The following is an 18,532-nucleotide window of genomic DNA, read 5'->3' on the forward strand; positions in this document are numbered from 1 at the left end:
ACAACCAAAAGAACATGCCAGCACAGGACTCCACCTACCCCGATCACGCACTTCGGGGCGGAGAGCTTTTTCCTTCTGATCGCTGGCGCTGCACCCTTAAGGAAATCAAGATGCTGAACCACCGGATCAGTCTGCTCGCATTGGGGATCCTCGCGTCGACCGCTGCAATGGCCGATGACCAGTCCGCCGCCAAGGGCTTCACCGAAGACAGCCACCTGGACCTGTTCTTCCGCAACGCCTACATGAACCGCGACTACAAGCACGGTCGTGACGACAAGGCCGAGTGGGGCCAGGCCGCCACCGCCACCTTCACCTCCGGCTTCACCCAGGGCACCGTTGGCTTCGGCGTCGACGCCTTCGGCATGTACGCCGTACGTCTGGACGGTGGCCAAGGCAAGAGCGGCGCCGCCGGTATCGACTTCTTCAAGCAGGGCGACAGCGGCGAAGCCGCCGACGACCTGGCCCGTGCCGGTGGCGCGGTGAAGGCTCGCTTCTCCAACACCGTGATCAAGTACGGCGACCAGATGCCGTCCCTGCCGGTGCTCAGCTACGACAACTCCCGCCTGCTGCCGGAAAGCTTCACCGGCACCCTGATCACCTCCAAGGAGATCGAAGGCCTGGAGCTGAACGTCGGCCGCTTCACCTCGGAAACCCGCAAGAGCGCCGAAGGGCGTGACAGCGGCGGCCTGAAGCGCATCGACGTGTTCGGCGGCAGCTACAAGTTCACCGACAACTTCAGCGGCTCGCTGTACGGCTACGAGAGCGAAGACGTCGCTCGCAAGCAGTACATGAACCTGAACTACGTCATCCCGGTGGCCGACAAGCAGTCCCTGACCCTGGACTTCAACGGCTACCGCACCCGCGTGAACGAAGACTTCGCTTCCGACAACGGCATCGATGGCACCAAGAACACCATCTGGAGCCTGTCGGCCGCCTACAACATCGGCGTCCACACCTTCATGGTCGCGCACCAGCGCAACAACGGCGACTCCGGCTACAACTACGGCTGGTACCAGAACCAGGGCGGCCTGGGCGACGGCGGCACCACCATCTGGCTGGCCAACTCCTACTGGTCGGACTTCAACGGCGAGGACGAGCGTTCCTGGCAGGGCAGCTACAGCCTGGACTTCTCCGAGTACGGCGTACCGGGCCTGAGCTACACCGTGGCCTACGTCTACGGCGACAACATCAAGACCGCCGAGACCAGCAACGGTAAAGAGCGCGAAATCTTCAACCAGCTGAAGTACGTCGTACCGAGCGGCCCGGCCAAGGACCTGTCGGTCAAGCTGCGCGGTTCCTGGCTGCGCGTGTCCAACGACGCCCGCTCCTACAACGACGACGGCAACGAAGTGCGCGTCTTCGTCGAGTACCCGGTCAACATCTTCTGATGACCTGATCAGGCTCGAAAGAAAACGCCCCGTGGCAGCAATGCCACGGGGCGTTTTTCGTTCCGGCGCCTTTCTATTACAGGCGGCCTACTCCAGGGTCCGACGCCTCGGCAACCACGGCAGCGGCGGCAAGGCCATGCGCAAGATGTGCAAGCACAACAGCAGGATCAGCGCGCCGGCCACGAAGGAGCCGAGCCGCTGGGCCGGTTCGAGCGAGTCATTGAATACGTTGAAGAACAGCATCGCGCTGCCACCCAGCATGCAGGCCAGCAGGAACACGGAGAGGATGTAGATTTTCAGCGTCAGCAGCCGCCAATGCCAGCGCATGCGGCGGCGAACAGGCACTTCATCGCGAGGAAGTTGCGGCATGATCCTTTGCCTCCTGACAGTTTTCTGACGGACTCAAGCAGTCACGGCATGCGACGTCGAGATACTGGCAGGATGCTAGCCATCCGCGCGGGAATTGCCAAGGCGCGCAACGCAGGACCCGCAGGTCACAGGCTGCGCGCCGATGAATGGCTGGCGCTTAGCGCACCACGCTATTGATGTCCTGGCGGTTAAGCGAAGTACGCATCTCCTCGTACCACTCCGGGATCACGTCCTTCAGGCGCTCCTTGGCGTCCTCCAGCTTGAACGGCTGGGTATAGCGCTTCTTGCGGTAGGAGTAGATGTAATAGGTGCCGTTGCGGTAGAGGATGCGGTCAAAGGTATAGAAGCCGATGTGCGTGCCGTTGCAGCGCGCGGTCAGCACCATGTCGCCCTCTTCGTAGGGCAGCACGCCCTCGGCGCACTCGTAGGTGAAGAACTCGCGCACGTCGTCCCAGTTCACGCCGTCGCTGCTGGCGTGCAGGAAGGCTTCGGCCTGCTCCTCTGACTCGTCGGAGTGGTCGCTGTACCAGATGAACAGCGGAATGCTCTGGTTGGTCTCGTCGCCCAGCCAGCTTTCACCATCCAGGTACTGCGCGCTGCGCGCCAGGCTCGCCTGCACACGGCGGTGGCTCTGGCGGTACTCGTCCAGCAGCTCGTCAAAAGCCGGTACGTCCTCGCCCAGCACGACGCCTTCCATGCCCTTGATCTCCACAACGCGCGCCAGGTATTCGGCGTACAGCGCTGCATCCTGGATTACCGCGCAGGTATCGCGGGTCAGGCTCAGGCCGATCTCGGTGAAGTTGGCACTCCCCAGGATAACCACGTCCGGCTCGATCAGGATCAGCTTCCAGTGCACGCTGTTCTGCGCACGGAAGTCGACGTGCAGGGTGACCTTGGCGCCCGCGTCGCGGACGCAGAAATCGATGAAGTCCGGCGAAGTAAAGGAGTTGATGGTGCCTACCAGCAGGTCCAGGCGATTGCCCTTCTCCACCAGTGTTTCGATCAGTGACTCGGTTTCACTGGCGGAGGCCGAGACCACGGTGATCAGCTTGTCACTGACCTGCTCCAGGTACTGCTTGAGCGAATGTTGAGCGTTAAGGATTTTCATACAGCCCCCACCAGAATTCTGAACACCGAATTCTGATGCAGGACAATGGGGGGTTTCAACTGTCTGATATCACCCTACGCCCGCAGAGTGGGGACCACAGAGGCAAAGCATGCAGCGCAGGCCCGGCTGTGGCATAATGAGCGGCTTTGCCAGGCGCCTGTCGATCCTGTTCGACAGGCGCGCCTTCCCTGCCCGCCCGCGCCGTCCGCGCCCGGCGCGCACCATGTCCAGCCAAGGGTTACCCAGTTGATTTCCACCGCCAATATCACCATGCAGTTTGGCGCCAAGCCGCTGTTCGAAAACGTTTCCGTCAAGTTCGGCAACGGCAACCGCTACGGCCTGATCGGCGCCAACGGATGTGGCAAGTCCACCTTCATGAAGATCCTCGGCGGTGAGCTGGAGCCTTCGGGCGGCCAGGTAATGCTGGAAAACGGCGTACGCCTGGGCAAACTGCGCCAGGACCAGTTCGCCTATGAAGATTTCACCGTCATCGACACCGTGATCATGGGCCACGAGGAACTGTGGAAGATCAAGGCCGAGCGCGATCGCATCTACTCCCTGCCGGAGATGAGCGAAGAAGACGGCATGGCCGTGGCCGAACTGGAAGTGCAGTTCGCCGAGTTCGACGGCTACACCGCCGAATCCCGCGCCGGTGAGCTGTTGCTGGGCCTGGGCATTCCGCTGGACCAGCACTTCGGTCCGATGAGCTCCGTCGCTCCAGGCTGGAAGCTGCGTGTGCTGCTGGCCCAGGCGCTGTTCTCCGATCCGGACCTGCTGCTGCTCGACGAACCGACCAACCACCTGGACATCAACACCATCCGCTGGCTGGAAAACATCATCACGGCGCGTAACAGCACCATGATCATCATTTCCCACGACCGTCACTTCCTGAACAGCGTCTGCACCCACATGGCGGACCTGGACTATGGCGAGCTGCGCCTGTTCCCGGGCAACTACGACGAATACATGATGGCTGCCGAACAGGCCCGCGAACGCCTGCTGTCGGACAACGCCAAGAAGAAGGCCCAGATTGCCGAGCTGCAGACCTTCGTCAGTCGCTTCTCGGCCAACGCTTCCAAGGCCAAGCAGGCTACCAGCCGCGCGCGCCAGATCGACAAGATCCAGCTGGAAGAGGTCAAGCCGTCCAGCCGAGTCAGCCCGTTCATCCGCTTCGAGCAGCACAAGAAGCTGCACCGCCAGGCCGTGACGCTGGACAAGGTCAGCCAGGGCTTCGACGGCACCGCGCTGTTCAAGAACCTCAGCCTGCAGGTGGAAGCTGGCGAACGCATCGCCATCATCGGCCCCAACGGCATCGGCAAGACCACCCTGCTGCGCACCCTGGTCGGCGAGATGGCACCCACCGCCGGTGAAGTGAAGTGGACCGACAGCGCGGACGTGGGCTACTTCGCCCAGGACCACGCCGAGGACTTCGAGGACGACTACAACCTGTTCGACTGGATGGCCCAGTGGACCCAGGGCGGCGAGCAACTGGTGCGCGGCACCCTCGGTCGCATGCTGTTCTCCAACGACGAGATCAAGAAGTCGGTCAAGGTCATCTCCGGTGGCGAACAGGGCCGCATGCTGTTCGGCAAGCTGATCCTCAAGCGCCCCAACGTGCTGGTGATGGACGAACCGACCAACCACCTGGACATGGAATCCATCGAGTCGCTCAACCTCGCGCTGGAGAACTACCCGGGCACGCTGATCTTCGTCAGCCATGACCGCGAGTTCGTGTCCTCCCTGGCCACTCGCATCATCGAGCTGTCGGAAAACGGCGTGACCGACTTCAGTGGCAGCTACGACGACTACCTGCGCAGCCAGGGCGTGATCGTCTGATCATTACCCCGTCGCAAGAAAAAGCCCCGCCAAGTGCGGGGCTTTTTCTTGGGCGTTTGATCTTCGTAGGTGCGAGCTTGCTCGCGAACCGCACCCCACCAGTGTTTCAGTGTGCGCGGAGAGCAATCGCGAACAAAGTCCGCTCTACACAAGCCCTAGCCATTTCGCGTAGCCGTAGGAGCGGACTCTGTCCGCGATGCTTTCAGGCCCGCACCTGGCTCTGCTCGCGAGCAAGCTCGCTCCCACAACAGATCAGCGGCCCGACGTCTTCATCGTCGCGCCACCCAGGCTGACGTCGAAGAACTCCGCCGCCGAGGCCGCCAGGTCGCGATGGATAGCCTGGCGATCCAGCCCCTGAGTGTCAGTGCACAGATCGGGAGTGGCCTCTTTCTCCTCCTCCGAGCAAGGCGACATGAACACAAAATGCCCCGCCCCATCGAGAACCCGCAGGTCTGCTTGCTGTGGCAGCTTGCGTGCCAGGGCACCAGCGTTCTTCTTCCAGTCGAGGATGTGGTCGTTGTTGCCGGTATAGAGCAACACCGGCACCTGCACGTCCTGCAACTCATGAACGCCATACATCAGACTCAGCGGCGCGAGCAGGAGCAAGGCGCCGACGCGCGGATCAGCCATAGGCACGAGGTCGTTGCGGTCAGCGCGCACCTCGCCGTTATCGCTGCAGGCGTCGCGGTCGTCCGGGCGCTGCCGGCAGTACTTGATCAGCCTGTCCAGGCGCGGCTGCGCGCCGGCGAGGATCAGCGCGGTTTCGCCGCCTGCCGAGTAACCAATGACGCCCACCTTGTGCGGGTCGACAATACCCGCGACCTTGGAGTCCAGCAGCGCGGCGCTGATGGTTTCCGAGACCTGCAGTGGCCGGCCATAGAGGTTGCTCAGCGCGCCCAGGCGGCTGTGATCCCGCAGGTTGTCACCAGGGTGCAGCAGCGTCAGCACCACGAAGCCTTTACGCACCAGCGCCTCGATCAGATCGCGATGGGCCAGCGGGGTGCCGTAGTTGCCGTGGGACATCACCAGCAACGGAAAGCGTCCGTTGGCGGTCTGGCCTTCATAGGCAACGTCGAGGATGAAATTGCCCAGGTGCAGGGGTTGCTCGGCGGCGCGCGTCGGGTAGAACACAATAGCCTTCATCGGCTGAAGGTCCAGCGGATCGCTCACCTGCAGGCGATGGAATCCCACGTTCCAGCCGGGCGACGCCCAGCAAGCGGTGCTGCCCGCGGTACCGATAGTCACGAGCAGCAGAACCCAGAACAGACGCCTCGCCATGGTGCAAACCGTCCTGACAGGTATCCAGATCAGGCGCCACGGGGCTTATCTTAGGAAAGAAACCACCGGGCACCGCCAAACGAAAATATCAGCATAGTACGCGCCAGTTTTCAGCGACCTGAAACGGACAGCTCCATGAAAAAGACCGCCTTGTGGGCGGTCTTTTTCATGGATGACGGACTATCAGGCCATCGCTTCCTGGGGCTTGCCCAGCAGACGATCGATTATGACCATCACGGCCAGCATCGCGACCGAGGGGATCAGCCAGGCGAGGCCCTGTTCGGCCAGCGGCAGGTGACCCATCCAGGCCGGCATCCAGGCGTCGAGCTTGGCGCCCTTGAGGGCGTCGATGATGCCGAAGAGGAAGGAGATCGCCATCACTGGAGCGACGATGCGGGTCTGCGAACGCCACAGGCTGGCGCAGAAGCTCAGCGCCACCAGCACAATGCACGGCGGGTAGATGGCGGTCAGCACCGGGATCGAGAACTGGATGAGCTTGGTCAGGCCCAGGTTCGACACCAACAGCGAGAAGCCGGCGAGGATGATCACCAGGCTGCGGTAGGACAGCGGCAGCACGCGGCAGAAGTACTCGGCACAGGCGCAGGTCAGCCCCACAGCGGTGACCAGGCAGGCCAGCGCGATGAGCACGGCGAGGAAGGTGCTGCCCAGCGAACCGAAGGTGTGCTGCACGTAGGCGTGCAGGACGGCAGCGCCGTTGGCGGCACCTGCGGCGATGTCGTGGCTGCCGGCCCCCAGGCGGAACAGGCTGATGTACACCAGCGCCAGACCGACGCCGGCGATCAGGCCGGCGATGATGGCGTAGCGGGTGATCAGACGCGGAGACTGCACGCCACGGGAGCGGATCGCGTTGACGATGACGATGCCGAAGACCAGCGCGCCGAGGGTGTCCATGGTCAGGTAGCCATTGACGAAGCCCTGGGAAAACGCCGCAGTCTGATAAGCGGGCTCAGCGACACCAATGGGGCCGGCCGGCAGCATGAAGGCGGCGATGCCCAGAGCAGCCAGGGCGACGATCTTCAGCGGTGCGAGGAAGCGGCCCACGGTATCGAGCAGCTTGCCCGGATACAGCGAAATCACCAGCACGACCAGGAAGTACACCAGGCTGTAGAGGAACAGCGGCAGAGCGCCCTCCCCGGTCAACGGCGCCAGGCCGACTTCGAAGGAAACGGTAGCGGTACGCGGGGTGGCGAACAGCGGCCCGACCGACAGGTAACAGACAGCCGCCAGCAGCCCGCCGGCGACGCGGCCGATCGGGTGGCTCAGAGTGTCCATCGAGCCACCGACCTTGGCCAGTGCGACGACGGTGATCACCGGCAGGCCGACTGCGGTGATCAGGAAGCCCAGCGCCGCCATCCAAACATGTGGCCCGGACTGCAGGCCCACGATCGGCGGAAAGATGATGTTGCCCGCGCCGACGAACAGCGCGAAGGTCATAAACCCAAGTGCCAGGATGTCCTGGCCTTTCAAGACTTTCATGAAGGGAAATACCACAGTGCTGAAACGGTTTCGTGGTCTCCCAAGGCACAACGACCGTACAGGCGCGACAAAGCCGCATCGGACGGGATCGGCTGACTCACGCTGGGCGAGCCTGCATATCCTGTGATGCTGCTGTCATCGGTACGGTGATTTGTTCTTGGAAGTCCGATAGCAGAGGTTTTCCATGGGCTCGTGGCCCGGTTGCTCCTGCATTCTGGTTATCCCGCCATCCTTGACGGTCAGGAACGCCGTCGCCTCCGGGTAGGAGTTGACGGTGAGCGAGCCTTCCCTTGTGGGGAACGCGACGCTTCATATAGTTGCTAGCCTAACGATCTATTCCGATGAACTGCACTGACATACGTCAGATCGTCCGCGCAATGATCGGCGATGTCGCCTGAGCGACACTTTGTCAGACGCATCCTTAACGACAGAGGCCACCCGAAGGTGGCCTCTGTTGACGGACGGTTAAATAAGCGAGGTGCTTACTTGACCGGCCAGCCGGTCAGCTCGGCCAGGGCCTTGCCGATGTCAGCCAGGGAACGCACGGTTTTCACGCCAGCGTCCTGCAGGGCCGCGAACTTCTCGTCCGCAGTGCCCTTGCCACCAGAGATGATCGCGCCCGCGTGGCCCATGCGCTTGCCGGGCGGTGCGGTGACACCAGCGATGTAGGACACCACCGGCTTGGTCACGTTGGCCTTGATGTAGGCAGCCGCCTCTTCTTCGGCCGAACCACCGATTTCGCCGATCATGACGATGGCTTCGGTTTTCGGGTCTTCCTGGAACAGCTTCAGGATGTCGATGAAGTTGGAGCCCGGAATCGGGTCACCGCCGATGCCCACGCAGGTGGACTGGCCGAAGCCGGCGTCGGTGGTCTGCTTCACGGCTTCGTAGGTCAGGGTGCCGGAACGCGACACGATGCCTACCTTGCCCGGCAGGTGGATGTGACCGGGCATGATGCCGATCTTGCACTCGCCGGGAGTGATCACGCCCGGGCAGTTCGGGCCGATCAGGCGTACGCCCAGCTCGTCGCACTTGACCTTGGCTTCCAGCATGTCGATGGTCGGGATGCCTTCGGTGATGCAGACGATCAGCTTGATGCCGCCAAAGGCCGCTTCCAGGATCGAGTCCTTGCAGAACGGAGCCGGAACGTAGATGACCGATGCATCAGCGCCGGTGGCTTCCACAGCTTCCTTGACGGTGTTGAACACCGGCAGGCCCAGGTGGGTGGTGCCGCCCTTGCCGGGGGTCACGCCGCCAACCATCTTGGTGCCGTAGGCGATGGCTTGCTCGGAGTGGAAGGTACCCTGCGAGCCGGTGAAGCCCTGGCAGATGACTTTGGTGTCTTTATTGATCAGGACGCTCATTACTTACCCTCCGCGGCCTTGACGACTTGCTGGGCAGCGTCGGTCAGGCTGGTCGCCGCGATGATGTTCAGACCGCTTTCGGCCAGGACCTTGGCGCCGAGGTCGGCGTTGTTGCCTTCCAGACGAACGACAACCGGGATTTTCACGCCGACTTCTTTCACGGCGCCAATGATGCCTTCGGCAATCATGTCGCAACGAACGATGCCGCCGAAGATGTTCACCAGAACGGCAGCGACGTTGCTGTCGGACAGGATGATCTTGAACGCTTCGGTCACGCGCTCTTTGGTGGCACCGCCGCCAACGTCGAGGAAGTTGGCCGGCTTGCCGCCGTGCAGGTTGACGATGTCCATGGTGCCCATGGCCAGGCCAGCGCCGTTGACCATGCAGCCGATGTTGCCTTCCAGCGCGACGTAGTTCAGTTCCCACTTCTGCGCATGGGCTTCACGAGCGTCGTCCTGCGACGGGTCGTGCATGGCGCGCAGCTTGGGCTGACGGTACATGGCGTTGGAGTCGATGTTGATCTTGGCATCCAGGCAGTGCAGGTTGCCGTCTTTCTTGATCACCAGCGGGTTCACTTCCAGCAGCGCCAGGTCGTAGTCCTGGAACAGCTTGGCCAGGCCCACGAAGATGTGGGTGAACTGCTTGATCTGGTCGCCCTTCAGGCCCAGCTGGAAGGCCAGCTCGCGACCCTGGTACGGCTGAGCGCCAACCAGCGGATCGATGGTGGCCTTGAGGATCTTCTCGGGAGTCTCGTGCGCAACCTTCTCGATGTCCACGCCACCTTCGGTGGAGGCCATGAAGACGATGCGACGGCTGGAACGGTCGACAACGGCGCCGAGGTACAGCTCCTTGTCGATGTCGGTGCAGGATTCCACCAGGATCTTGCTGACCGGCTGGCCGTTGGCGTCAGTCTGGTAAGTCACCAGACGCTTGCCCAGCCAGTTGGCGGCGAACGCCTTGGCGTCCTCTTTGCTCTTGACCAGCTTCACACCGCCCGCTTTACCGCGGCCACCGGCGTGTACCTGAGCCTTGACGACCCACTCGGTACCACCGATTTTTTCACAGGCTTCTGCGGCCTCTTCGGGGGTGTCGACGGCGTAGCCCTTGGATACGGGCAGGCCGTACTCAGCGAACAGCTGCTTACCCTGATATTCGTGGAGATTCATGCTTGTCTACCGTTTTCGTCTTGGGTATTGCGCATTCGGCGCGGCGCTCGTGGCACCACGCCACCTGTGACCGAGTCCCCCTCGGGGGAGAAACGATCCGGCGGAGTGAACGGCAGCCCCTCGCAAAAGACTGCCGCCCTCCCCGCCGTGGTCCCGTTCCTTAGCGCTTCTTGCGGTTGGCGATGTGGATGGCGTGGCCATTCACTGCCAGGGCCGCTTCGTGCAGCGCTTCGGACAGAGTCGGGTGGGAGAAGACCATCATGCCCAGGTCTTCGGCACTGGTGCCGAATTCCATGCCGATCGCGCCCTGCTGAACCAGCTCGGCGGCGCTCGGGCCGATGATGTGGACGCCCAGTACGCGGTCGGTCTTGGCATCGGCGATGACCTTGACCAGACCGGTGGTGTCGTTGGCTGCCATGGCGCGGCCGCTGGCGGCGAACGGGAAGGTACCGACGTTGACTTCGACGCCTTCACCCTTGAGCTGCTGCTCGGTCTTGCCGACCCATGCGATTTCCGGGTGGGTATAGATCACGGCCGGGATCAGGTCGTAGTTCATCTGAGCCTTGTGGCCAGCGATGCGCTCGGCAACCATCACGCCCTCTTCCGAGGCTTTGTGCGCCAGCATGGCGCCACGGACCACGTCACCGATGGCGTAGACGCCCGGAACGCTGGTCTTGCAGTGGTCGTCGACGTAGATGAAGCCACGCTCGTCCAGGGTCACGCCGCTGTCGGCGGCCAGCAGGTCGGTGGTCACCGGGCGACGGCCCACGGCCACGATCAGCTTGTCGAAGGTTTCCTTCTGCTCGCCGTTGGCGTCGGTGAAGGTCACGGTGACCTGCTTCTTCTTCACGTCCGAACCGGTGACGCGAGCGCCCAGGCGGATGTTCAGACCTTGCTTGGTCAGGGTCTTCAGGGCTTCCTTGGCGATCTGCTCGTCGGCAGCCGGCAGGAACTTGTCCAGGGCTTCGAGAACGGTGACTTCAGCACCCAGGCGAGCCCAGACCGAACCCAGTTCCAGGCCGATGACGCCCGCGCCGATCACGCCGAGCTTCTTCGGTACGCTCTGGAATTCCAGGGCGCCGGTGGAGTCGACGATGATGTCTTCGGTCAGCGGGGCCGGCGGGATTTCGACCGGTTTGGAGCCCGAAGCGATGATGATGTTGTCGGCTTCCAGAACCTGGGTCTTGCCGTCCAGGCCGGTCACTTCGACCTGCTTGTTGGCCAGGACCTTGCCGTGGCCTTCGAAGGAGGTCACGCCGTTGGCCTTGAACAGGGTGGCGATGCCGCCGGTCAGGTTCTTGACGATGTTGGCCTTGCGACCAATCATCGCCGGAACGTCCATCTTCACTTCGCCAGTGGAGATACCGTGGACGTCGAAGCTCTCTTTGGCTTCCTTGTACTTCCAGGAGCTGTCCAGAAGCGCCTTGGACGGAATGCAGCCTACGTTCAGGCAGGTACCGCCGAGAGCGACCTTGCCCTCTTTACCGATGTACTTCTCGATGCAAGCGGTCTTCAGGCCGAGTTGGGCGGCACGGATGGCGGCTACGTAACCGCCGGGGCCGGCACCAATCACAACCACGTCGAATTTCTGGCTCATGTCTCAATCCTTATTCCGGTGAAGCGGACGGCCCCTTTCGGGGCCGTCGTGTAGTACGGGGCCGTCGTGTGAACTGATGTATCAGACGTCCAGCAGCAGGCGAGCCGGATCTTCCAGCAGATCCTTCATGGTGACCAGGAAGCTTACCGCTTCCTTGCCATCGATCATGCGGTGATCGTAGGACAGCGCCAGGTACATCATCGGCAGGATGACCACTTGACCGTTAACGGCCATCGGGCGCTCCTGGATCTTGTGCATGCCGAGGATGGCGGTCTGCGGCGGGTTGACGATCGGAGTCGACAGCAGGGAACCGAATACGCCACCGTTGGAAATGGTGAAAGTACCACCGGTCATGTCTTCGATGGACAGCTTGCCGTCTTTGGCTTTCTTGCCGAAGGTGGCGATGCCGTTCTCGATCTCGGCCAGGCTCATGAACTCGGCGTTGCGCAGAACCGGTACGACCAGACCGCGGTCGCTGGAAACTGCCACACCGATGTCCTGGTAGCCGTGGTAGACGATATCGTTGCCGTCGATCGAGGCATTGACGCCCGGGAAGCGCTTCAGGGCTTCGGTGGCGGCCTTGACGAAGAAGGACATGAAGCCCAGGCGGACGCCGTTGTGCTTCTTCTCGAACAGGTCCTTGTACTTGTTGCGCAGGTCCATGATCGGCTTCATGTTGACTTCGTTGAAGGTAGTCAGCATGGCCATGGAGGACTGGGCTTCGACCAGACGCTCGGCAACCTTGGCGCGCAGGCGGGTCATCGGAACGCGCTTCTCGACGCGGTCGCCAGCGGCAAACACGGGAGCGGCGGCAGCAGCCGGAGCGGCGGCCTTGGCGGCCGGAGCGGCAGCCGGGGCGTTCTTCTTGGCTTCGACAGCAGCGACGACGTCTTCCTTAGTGACACGACCGCCCTTGCCGGTGCCGGCCAGGCTGTTCGGGTCGATGCCGTTCTCTTCGGCCAGCTTGCGGGCGGCCGGCGAGAGGATGTTGTCGTCACCAGCGGCAGCGGCGGGAGCCGCGGCGGCCGGAGCAGCAGCCGGGGCCGAGGCAGCAGCCGGAGCGGCGGCGGCAGCACCGCCTTCGCTCAGCTTGCCCAGCAGTTCAGCGGAGAGGACGGTATCGCCCTCGTTCTTGACGATCTCTGCCAGGACGCCGTCGGCCTCGGCCAGCACTTCGATGACGACCTTGTCAGTCTCGATGTCGACGATCAGTTCGTCACGCTTGACGGCTTCACCGACCTTCTTGTGCCAGGTGGCGACGGTGCCGTCGGCAACCGATTCCGGGAAGGTTGGGGCTTTGATTTCGATAGCCATTATGTGTGTTTCCTTAAATTCGGTATCAACTGCGCGTTGGCGTTAAACGGTGAAGGCGTCCTGCAGCAGTTTTTCCTGCTGCTCGGCGTGCATCGAAGCGTAGCCGCAAGCCGGAGCTGCCGAGCCTTCGCGGCCCGCGTATTCCAGGTTGAGACCTTTCTTGTGCGCGGCGATGACACGACGCATGTGGTGCTGCGAGCAGAACCAGGCCCCCTGGTTCATCGGCTCTTCCTGGCACCAGACGATGTGCTTGAGGTTCTTGTACTGCGACAGCACCTCGGCCAGATCGTCTTCCGGGAACGGATACAGCTGCTCGAGACGAACGATCGCGATGTTCTCGAGACCTTCGGCACGACGCTTCTCCAGCAGGTCGTAGTAGACCTTGCCGCTACACAGCACGATGCGGTCGACTTTCTTCGGATCCAGGCTGTCGATCTCGTTGATCACGGTCTGGAACGAACCGTCGGCCAGATCTTCCAGGGTCGAGATGGCCAGCTTGTGACGCAGCAGCGACTTCGGAGTCATCACGATCAGCGGCTTGCGCAGCGGACGGATCACCTGACGGCGCAGCATGTGGTAGACCTGAGCCGGAGTAGTCGGCACACAGACCTGGATGTTCTGCTCGGCGCACAGCTGCAGGTAACGCTCCAGACGCGCGGAGGAGTGCTCCGGACCCTGGCCTTCATAGCCGTGCGGCAGCAGCATGGTCAGGCCGCACAGGCGCTGCCACTTGGTCTCGCCACTGGTAATGAACTGGTCGATCACGACCTGCGCACCGTTGGCGAAGTCACCGAACTGCGCTTCCCACACCACGAGTGCATCCGGGGTAGTGGTGGCGTAGCCGTATTCGAACGCCAGCACGGCTTCTTCCGAGAGGTAGGAGTCGTACAGGCTGACGCGCGGCTGACCGTCGAACAGGTTGGCCAGCGGGATGTAGACCGAGTCGTCCTTCTGGTTGTGCAGCGCCGCGTGGCGGTGCGAGAAGGTGCCGCGGCCGACGTCCTGACCGGTCATGCGTACCGGGTGACCTTCGAACAGCAGGGTGGCGTAGGCCAGGTTCTCGGCGAAGCCCCAGTTGATCGGCATGCCGCCGGCCGACATTTTGGCGCGGTCTTCGTAGATCTTCTGCACCTGACGCTGCATGACGAAGCCGTCCGGTGTCTCCAGCAGCTTGTTGGACAGATCCTGCAGGGTCTTCAGGTCGCAGCGGGTATCGTGACGCGCGGTCCAGGCATGGCCGACGTACGGACGCCAGTCGACGAAGAGCTCCTTGTTGGGCTCCTTCACCAGGCTCTTCACCACGTGCTGGCCGTTGTCGAGAGCGTCGCGGTATTCGTCGACCTTCTCCTGGGCCTGCTCGGCGGTCTGCACGCCAGCTGCAATCAGCGCGTCGGCATACAGATCACGGGTGGTGCGCTGCTTGGCGATCTGCTGGTACATCATCGGCTGGGTGCCGCTGGGCTCATCCGCCTCGTTGTGACCACGACGGCGGTAGCAGACCAGGTCGATGACCACGTCACGCTTGAACTGCATGCGGTAATCGACGGCCAGCTGGGTCACGAACAGAACCGCTTCCGGATCGTCGCCATTCACATGGAAGATCGGCGCCTGGATCATCTTCGCCACGTCGGTCGCGTACTCGGTGGAACGAGCATCGTCCTGACGGCTGGTGGTGAAGCCGACCTGGTTGTTGATCACGATGTGGAGGGTGCCGCCCGTCTTGTAAGCACGGGTCTGCGACATCTGGAAGGTTTCCATGACCACGCCCTGCCCCGCGAAGGCGGCATCGCCGTGGATGGAAATCGGCACGACCTTGTCGCCACTGCCATCTTTGCGACGGTCCTGGCGAGCGCGTACCGAGCCCTCGACCACCGGGGAAACGATTTCCAGGTGGGAGGGGTTGAATGCCAGGGCCAGGTGAACTTCGCCGCCGCTGGTCATGACGTTGGAGGAGAAGCCCTGGTGGTACTTCACGTCGCCCGAACCCAGCTGGACCAGTTTCTTGCCTTCGAACTCGTCGAAGAGGTCACGCGGATTCTTGCCGAGAGTGTTCACCAGGACGTTCAGCCGGCCACGGTGGGCCATGCCGATGACGATTTCCTTGACGCCATAGGAGCCGGAGCGCTGGATGATCTCATCGACCATCGGGATCAGGCTCTCGCCGCCTTCCAGACCGAAGCGCTTGGTGCCCGGGTATTTGGTGCCCAGGTACTTTTCCAGGCCCTCTGCGGCGGTCAGACGCTCGAGAAGGTGGGAGCGCGCGTCGACGGAATACGTCGGACGGCCACGGACGCCTTCCAGACGCTGGGCGAACCAGTGACGCTGTTCGGAATCCACGATGTGCATGAATTCGGCGCCGATGGTGCTGCAGTAGGTCTGCTTGAGAGCGTCGACGATTTCACGCAGGGTCGCTTCTTCCTTGCCGATGTAGAGTTCACCGGTACGGAAAGTAGTGTCGAGGTCTGCAGCGGTAAGCCCGTAATGTTCGAGCGACAGATCGGAGGGAGCAGTACGCACCCAGAGCCCCAGCGGATCAAGCGATGCCGCCTGATGGCCGCGCAGACGGAACGCCAGGATGAGACGCAGGACTTCGACCTGTTTCTTTTCGTGCTCGGTGCTGACGCTGCCGGCGGACACCGGTGCGGCGCGACGCTGGTTCTTGGCCAGGAGTACGAAATGATCACGGATCGAGGAATGCGAAACGTCGGGGGCGGGATTACCGTCGGCGGGGAGCTTCTGGAAGTACGTGCGCCACTCTTCTGGCACAGCGTTCGGGTCGTGCAGGTAGAGCTCGTAGAGCTCTTCGACGTAGGCAGCGTTTCCACCGGATAGATGGGCACTGTTCCACATCCGCTGCATTACGCTTTCGTGCATGCTTGGTCACCCTCGGTAAGGGGACTCCACCTGTGGAATCTCTGACGCGAAGTCTACACAGCGACTTCAAGCCACCGATTCCCGCAGATAGTCCGGGTACCAGCCCGGATGCCCCTGCTGGTCATATATACGATTTCAAATCAGACCACTGCTTTGTGAGCTGTGGTCCGTAGGTACTGCACCGCCGGACATGTTCCGGCGGCACAGGTGTCGCTCTTGCAATGATCTTTGGGCGCAAGGCCCGCCGATCAAGTGCCGCTTTGCAGCAGCATGTTACGGATGTGACCGATTGCCTTGGTGGGGTTCAGACCCTTCGGGCAGACGTTCACGCAGTTCATGATCCCGCGGCAGCGGAAGACGCTGAACGGGTCATCCAGGCTCGCCAGGCGCGCCTGAGTTTCGGTGTCGCGGCTGTCGGCCAGGAAGCGGTAGGCCTGCAGCAGCGCGGCGGGGCCCAGGAACTTGTCGGGGTTCCACCAGAACGACGGGCAGGAGGTCGAGCAGCAGGCGCACAGAATGCACTCGTACAGACCGTCCAGCTTCTCGCGCTCTTCCGGGCTTTGCAGACGCTCGATGGCCGGCGCTGCATATTTGTTCTGCAGGAACGGCTTCACGCTCTCGTACTGCTTGTAGAAGATGCGCATATCGACGACCAGGTCACGGATGACCGGCAGGCCCGGCAGCGGACGCAGGACCAGCTTGCCACCCTTCAGGCCAGCGGCCGACAGGGGGGTGATGCAGGCCAGGCCGTTCTTGCCGTTGATGTTCATACCGTCGGAACCGCACACGCCTTCACGGCAGGAACGACGGTAGGAGAAGCCCTCGTCCTGTTCCTTGATCAGCGCCAGCACGTCCAGGACCATGATGTCCTTGCCGTCGGTATCGACCTGGAAGTCCTGCATATAAGGTGCAGCGTCCTTCTCAGGGTTGTAGCGGTAAACACTCACTTGCAACATGGCGGGCACCCTTAGTAAGTACGAACCTTGGGTTCGAATGCCGGAACAGTTTTCGGCGCGAAGTTGACGGCACGCTTGGCTACACGCTTCTCACCCGGGAAGTACAGGGTGTGGCACAGCCAGTTCTCGTCATCGCGCTCCTCGAAGTCTTCACGGGCATGCGCGCCGCGGGACTCTTTGCGGGCTTCAGCCGCAATCGCAGTGGCTTCGGCCACTTCGAGGAGGTTCTGCAGTTCCAGCGCTTCGATACGCGCCGTGTTGAATGCCTGGCTCTTGTCGTTGATCTTGACGGTGGCGATGCGCTCACGCAGATCAGCCAGTTGAGCGATACCTTTCTGCATGTACTCGCCGGTACGGAACACACCGAAGTAGTTCTGCATGCAGGATTGCAGCTCGCGCTTGAGCGGAGCGACTTCTTCGCCGCTGGTGCGCTCGTTCACGCCGTTCAGGCGCTTGAAAGCGGATTCCAGATCGGACTCGGAAGCCTGGCGGTGCTCGATACCATCCTTGAGCGCCTTTTCCAGGTGCAGACCGGTGGCACGACCGAACACAACCAGGTCGAGCAGCGAGTTGCCGCCCAGGCGGTTGGCGCCGTGTACCGATACGCAGGCCACTTCGCCTACAGCGAACAGGCCTTCGACGATCTGCTCGTTGCCATTGGCATCGGTGGTCAGGGCCTGGCCATGGATGTTGGTGGCAACGCCGCCCATCATGTAGTGGCAGGTCGGGATAACCGGGATCGGAGCGACGACCGGATCGACGTGAGCGAAGGTCTTGGACAGCTCGCAGATGCCGGGCAGGCGGCTGTGCAGTACTTCTTCGCCGAGGTGGTCGAGCTTCAGCAGTACGTGGTCCTTGTTCGGGCCCACGCCGTTGCCGGCGATCACTTCCTTGACCATGGAGCGGGCAACCACGTCGCGGCCGGCCAGGTCTTTCGCGTTCGGAGCGTAACGCTCCATGAAACGCTCGCCATGGGCGTTGATCAGGTAGCCACCTTCACCGCGGCAACCTTCGGTGACCAGTACACCGGCGCCGGCGATGCCGGTCGGGTGGAACTGCCACATTTCGATGTCCTGCACCGGCACACCGGCGCGCAGCGCCATGCCGATACCGTCACCGGTGTTGATCAGGGCGTTTGTGGTGGAGGCGTAGATACGGCCGGCACCGCCAGTGGCCAGGACCACGGCCTTGGAGCGGATATAAACGGTGTCGCCGGTTTCGATGTCGATGGCGATGACGCCAACCACATGACCGTCCTGGTTCTTCACCAGGTCAACCGCGTACCACTCATTAAGGAAGGAAGTACCGCTCTTCAGGTTGGCCTGATAGAGGGTGTGCAGCAGGGCGTGACCGGTACGGTCGGCCGCAGCGCAGGTACGGGCAGCCTGACCACCCTTGCCGAAGTCCTTGGACTGGCCACCGAACGGGCGCTGATAGATGCGGCCCTGCTCGGTACGGGAGAACGGCAGACCCATGTGCTCCAGCTCGAACACGGCTTCAGGGCCGACGGAGCACATGTATTCGATTGCGTCCTGGTCACCGATGTAGTCGGAGCCCTTGACGGTGTCGTACATGTGCCAGCGCCAATCGTCATTCGGGTCGGACGAGGCGATGGCGCAGGTGATGCCACCCTGAGCGGAAACGGTGTGCGAACGGGTCGGGAAGACCTTGGTCACCACGGCGGTCTTGTGACCACCCTGGGCCAGTTGGAGCGCGGCACGCATGCCGGCACCGCCGCCACCGATGATGATGGCGTCGAAGGAAAGAGTACGAATGCTAGCCATG

At 62.3% G+C, this 18,532-nt stretch carries 13 protein-coding genes; 2 read left to right on the plus strand and 11 right to left on the minus strand.

Annotation, left to right across the window (positions count from 1 at the left end):
- Positions 1 to 110: 110 nt before the first annotated feature.
- Positions 111 to 1,388 carry an OprD family porin gene (locus tag CTR55_RS26250; protein ID WP_296290616.1) on the plus strand — a complete coding sequence of 426 codons (1,278 nt, stop codon included), beginning with the start codon at positions 111 to 113 and terminating at the stop codon, positions 1,386 to 1,388.
- A gap of 87 nt (positions 1,389 to 1,475) precedes the next feature.
- On the opposite strand, the gene CTR55_RS26255 is transcribed toward CTR55_RS26250, so the two are convergent.
- Both CTR55_RS26255 and CTR55_RS26260 read right to left on the minus strand, forming a co-directional pair.
- Positions 1,476 to 1,757 (minus strand): hypothetical protein, encoded by a 282-nt coding sequence (locus CTR55_RS26255; RefSeq protein WP_296290617.1) that lies wholly within the window; start codon positions 1,755 to 1,757, stop codon positions 1,476 to 1,478.
- A 157-nt stretch (positions 1,758 to 1,914) separates the two neighbouring features.
- Positions 1,915 to 2,865, minus strand: a complete 951-nt coding sequence (locus CTR55_RS26260; protein WP_296290618.1) for a phospholipase D-like domain-containing protein — start codon at positions 2,863 to 2,865, stop codon at positions 1,915 to 1,917.
- A 246-nt stretch (positions 2,866 to 3,111) separates the two neighbouring features.
- Here CTR55_RS26260 and CTR55_RS26265 point away from each other — a divergent pair, with 246 nt between their 5' ends.
- Positions 3,112 to 4,701, plus strand: coding sequence for an ABC-F family ATPase (locus tag CTR55_RS26265; RefSeq protein ID WP_296290619.1), 1,590 nt, complete (start codon positions 3,112 to 3,114; stop codon positions 4,699 to 4,701).
- Between the two features lie 252 nt (positions 4,702 to 4,953).
- Here the strand turns inward: CTR55_RS26265 and CTR55_RS26270 are convergent, their stop codons facing one another.
- From CTR55_RS26270 to sdhA, 9 genes are all read right to left on the minus strand, one after another.
- A complete protein-coding gene (locus CTR55_RS26270) occupies positions 4,954 to 5,979 on the minus strand; it encodes an alpha/beta fold hydrolase (RefSeq protein ID WP_296290620.1) in 1,026 nt (341 codons plus the stop codon).
- A 183-nt stretch (positions 5,980 to 6,162) separates the two neighbouring features.
- A complete protein-coding gene (gene brnQ, locus CTR55_RS26275; RefSeq protein ID WP_296290621.1) occupies positions 6,163 to 7,476 on the minus strand; it encodes a branched-chain amino acid transport system II carrier protein in 1,314 nt (437 codons plus the stop codon).
- A 482-nt stretch (positions 7,477 to 7,958) separates the two neighbouring features.
- Entirely contained in the window at positions 7,959 to 8,840 is an 882-nt protein-coding gene (sucD, locus tag CTR55_RS26280) for a succinate--CoA ligase subunit alpha (protein ID WP_038803160.1), read from the minus strand.
- Complete coding sequence (gene sucC / locus CTR55_RS26285) at positions 8,840 to 10,006, minus strand: ADP-forming succinate--CoA ligase subunit beta (protein WP_296290622.1); 1,167 nt, start codon at positions 10,004 to 10,006, stop codon at positions 8,840 to 8,842. The genes sucD and sucC overlap by 1 nt, the downstream gene beginning before the upstream one ends.
- Positions 10,007 to 10,166: 160 nt before the next feature.
- Positions 10,167 to 11,603 (minus strand): dihydrolipoyl dehydrogenase, encoded by a 1,437-nt coding sequence (lpdA, locus tag CTR55_RS26290; protein WP_296290623.1) that lies wholly within the window; start codon positions 11,601 to 11,603, stop codon positions 10,167 to 10,169.
- Positions 11,604 to 11,684: 81 nt separating this feature from the next.
- Complete coding sequence (gene odhB, locus CTR55_RS26295; protein ID WP_296290624.1) at positions 11,685 to 12,917, minus strand: 2-oxoglutarate dehydrogenase complex dihydrolipoyllysine-residue succinyltransferase; 1,233 nt, start codon at positions 12,915 to 12,917, stop codon at positions 11,685 to 11,687.
- 42 nt (positions 12,918 to 12,959) lie between these two features.
- Positions 12,960 to 15,791, minus strand: coding sequence for a 2-oxoglutarate dehydrogenase E1 component (locus CTR55_RS26300; protein WP_296290625.1), 2,832 nt, complete (start codon positions 15,789 to 15,791; stop codon positions 12,960 to 12,962).
- 248 nt (positions 15,792 to 16,039) lie between these two features.
- A complete protein-coding gene (locus tag CTR55_RS26305) occupies positions 16,040 to 16,747 on the minus strand; it encodes a succinate dehydrogenase iron-sulfur subunit (RefSeq protein WP_024765470.1) in 708 nt (235 codons plus the stop codon).
- A gap of 11 nt (positions 16,748 to 16,758) precedes the next feature.
- Positions 16,759 to 18,531: a succinate dehydrogenase flavoprotein subunit gene (gene sdhA / locus CTR55_RS26310; RefSeq protein WP_296290626.1), complete on the minus strand. Its 1,773-nt coding sequence runs from the start codon at positions 18,529 to 18,531 to the stop codon at positions 16,759 to 16,761.
- Between the last annotated feature and the right edge of the window lies 1 nt (position 18,532).

This window comes from Pseudomonas sp., assembly GCF_002796985.1.
GTDB lineage: Bacteria > Pseudomonadota > Gammaproteobacteria > Pseudomonadales > Pseudomonadaceae > Pseudomonas.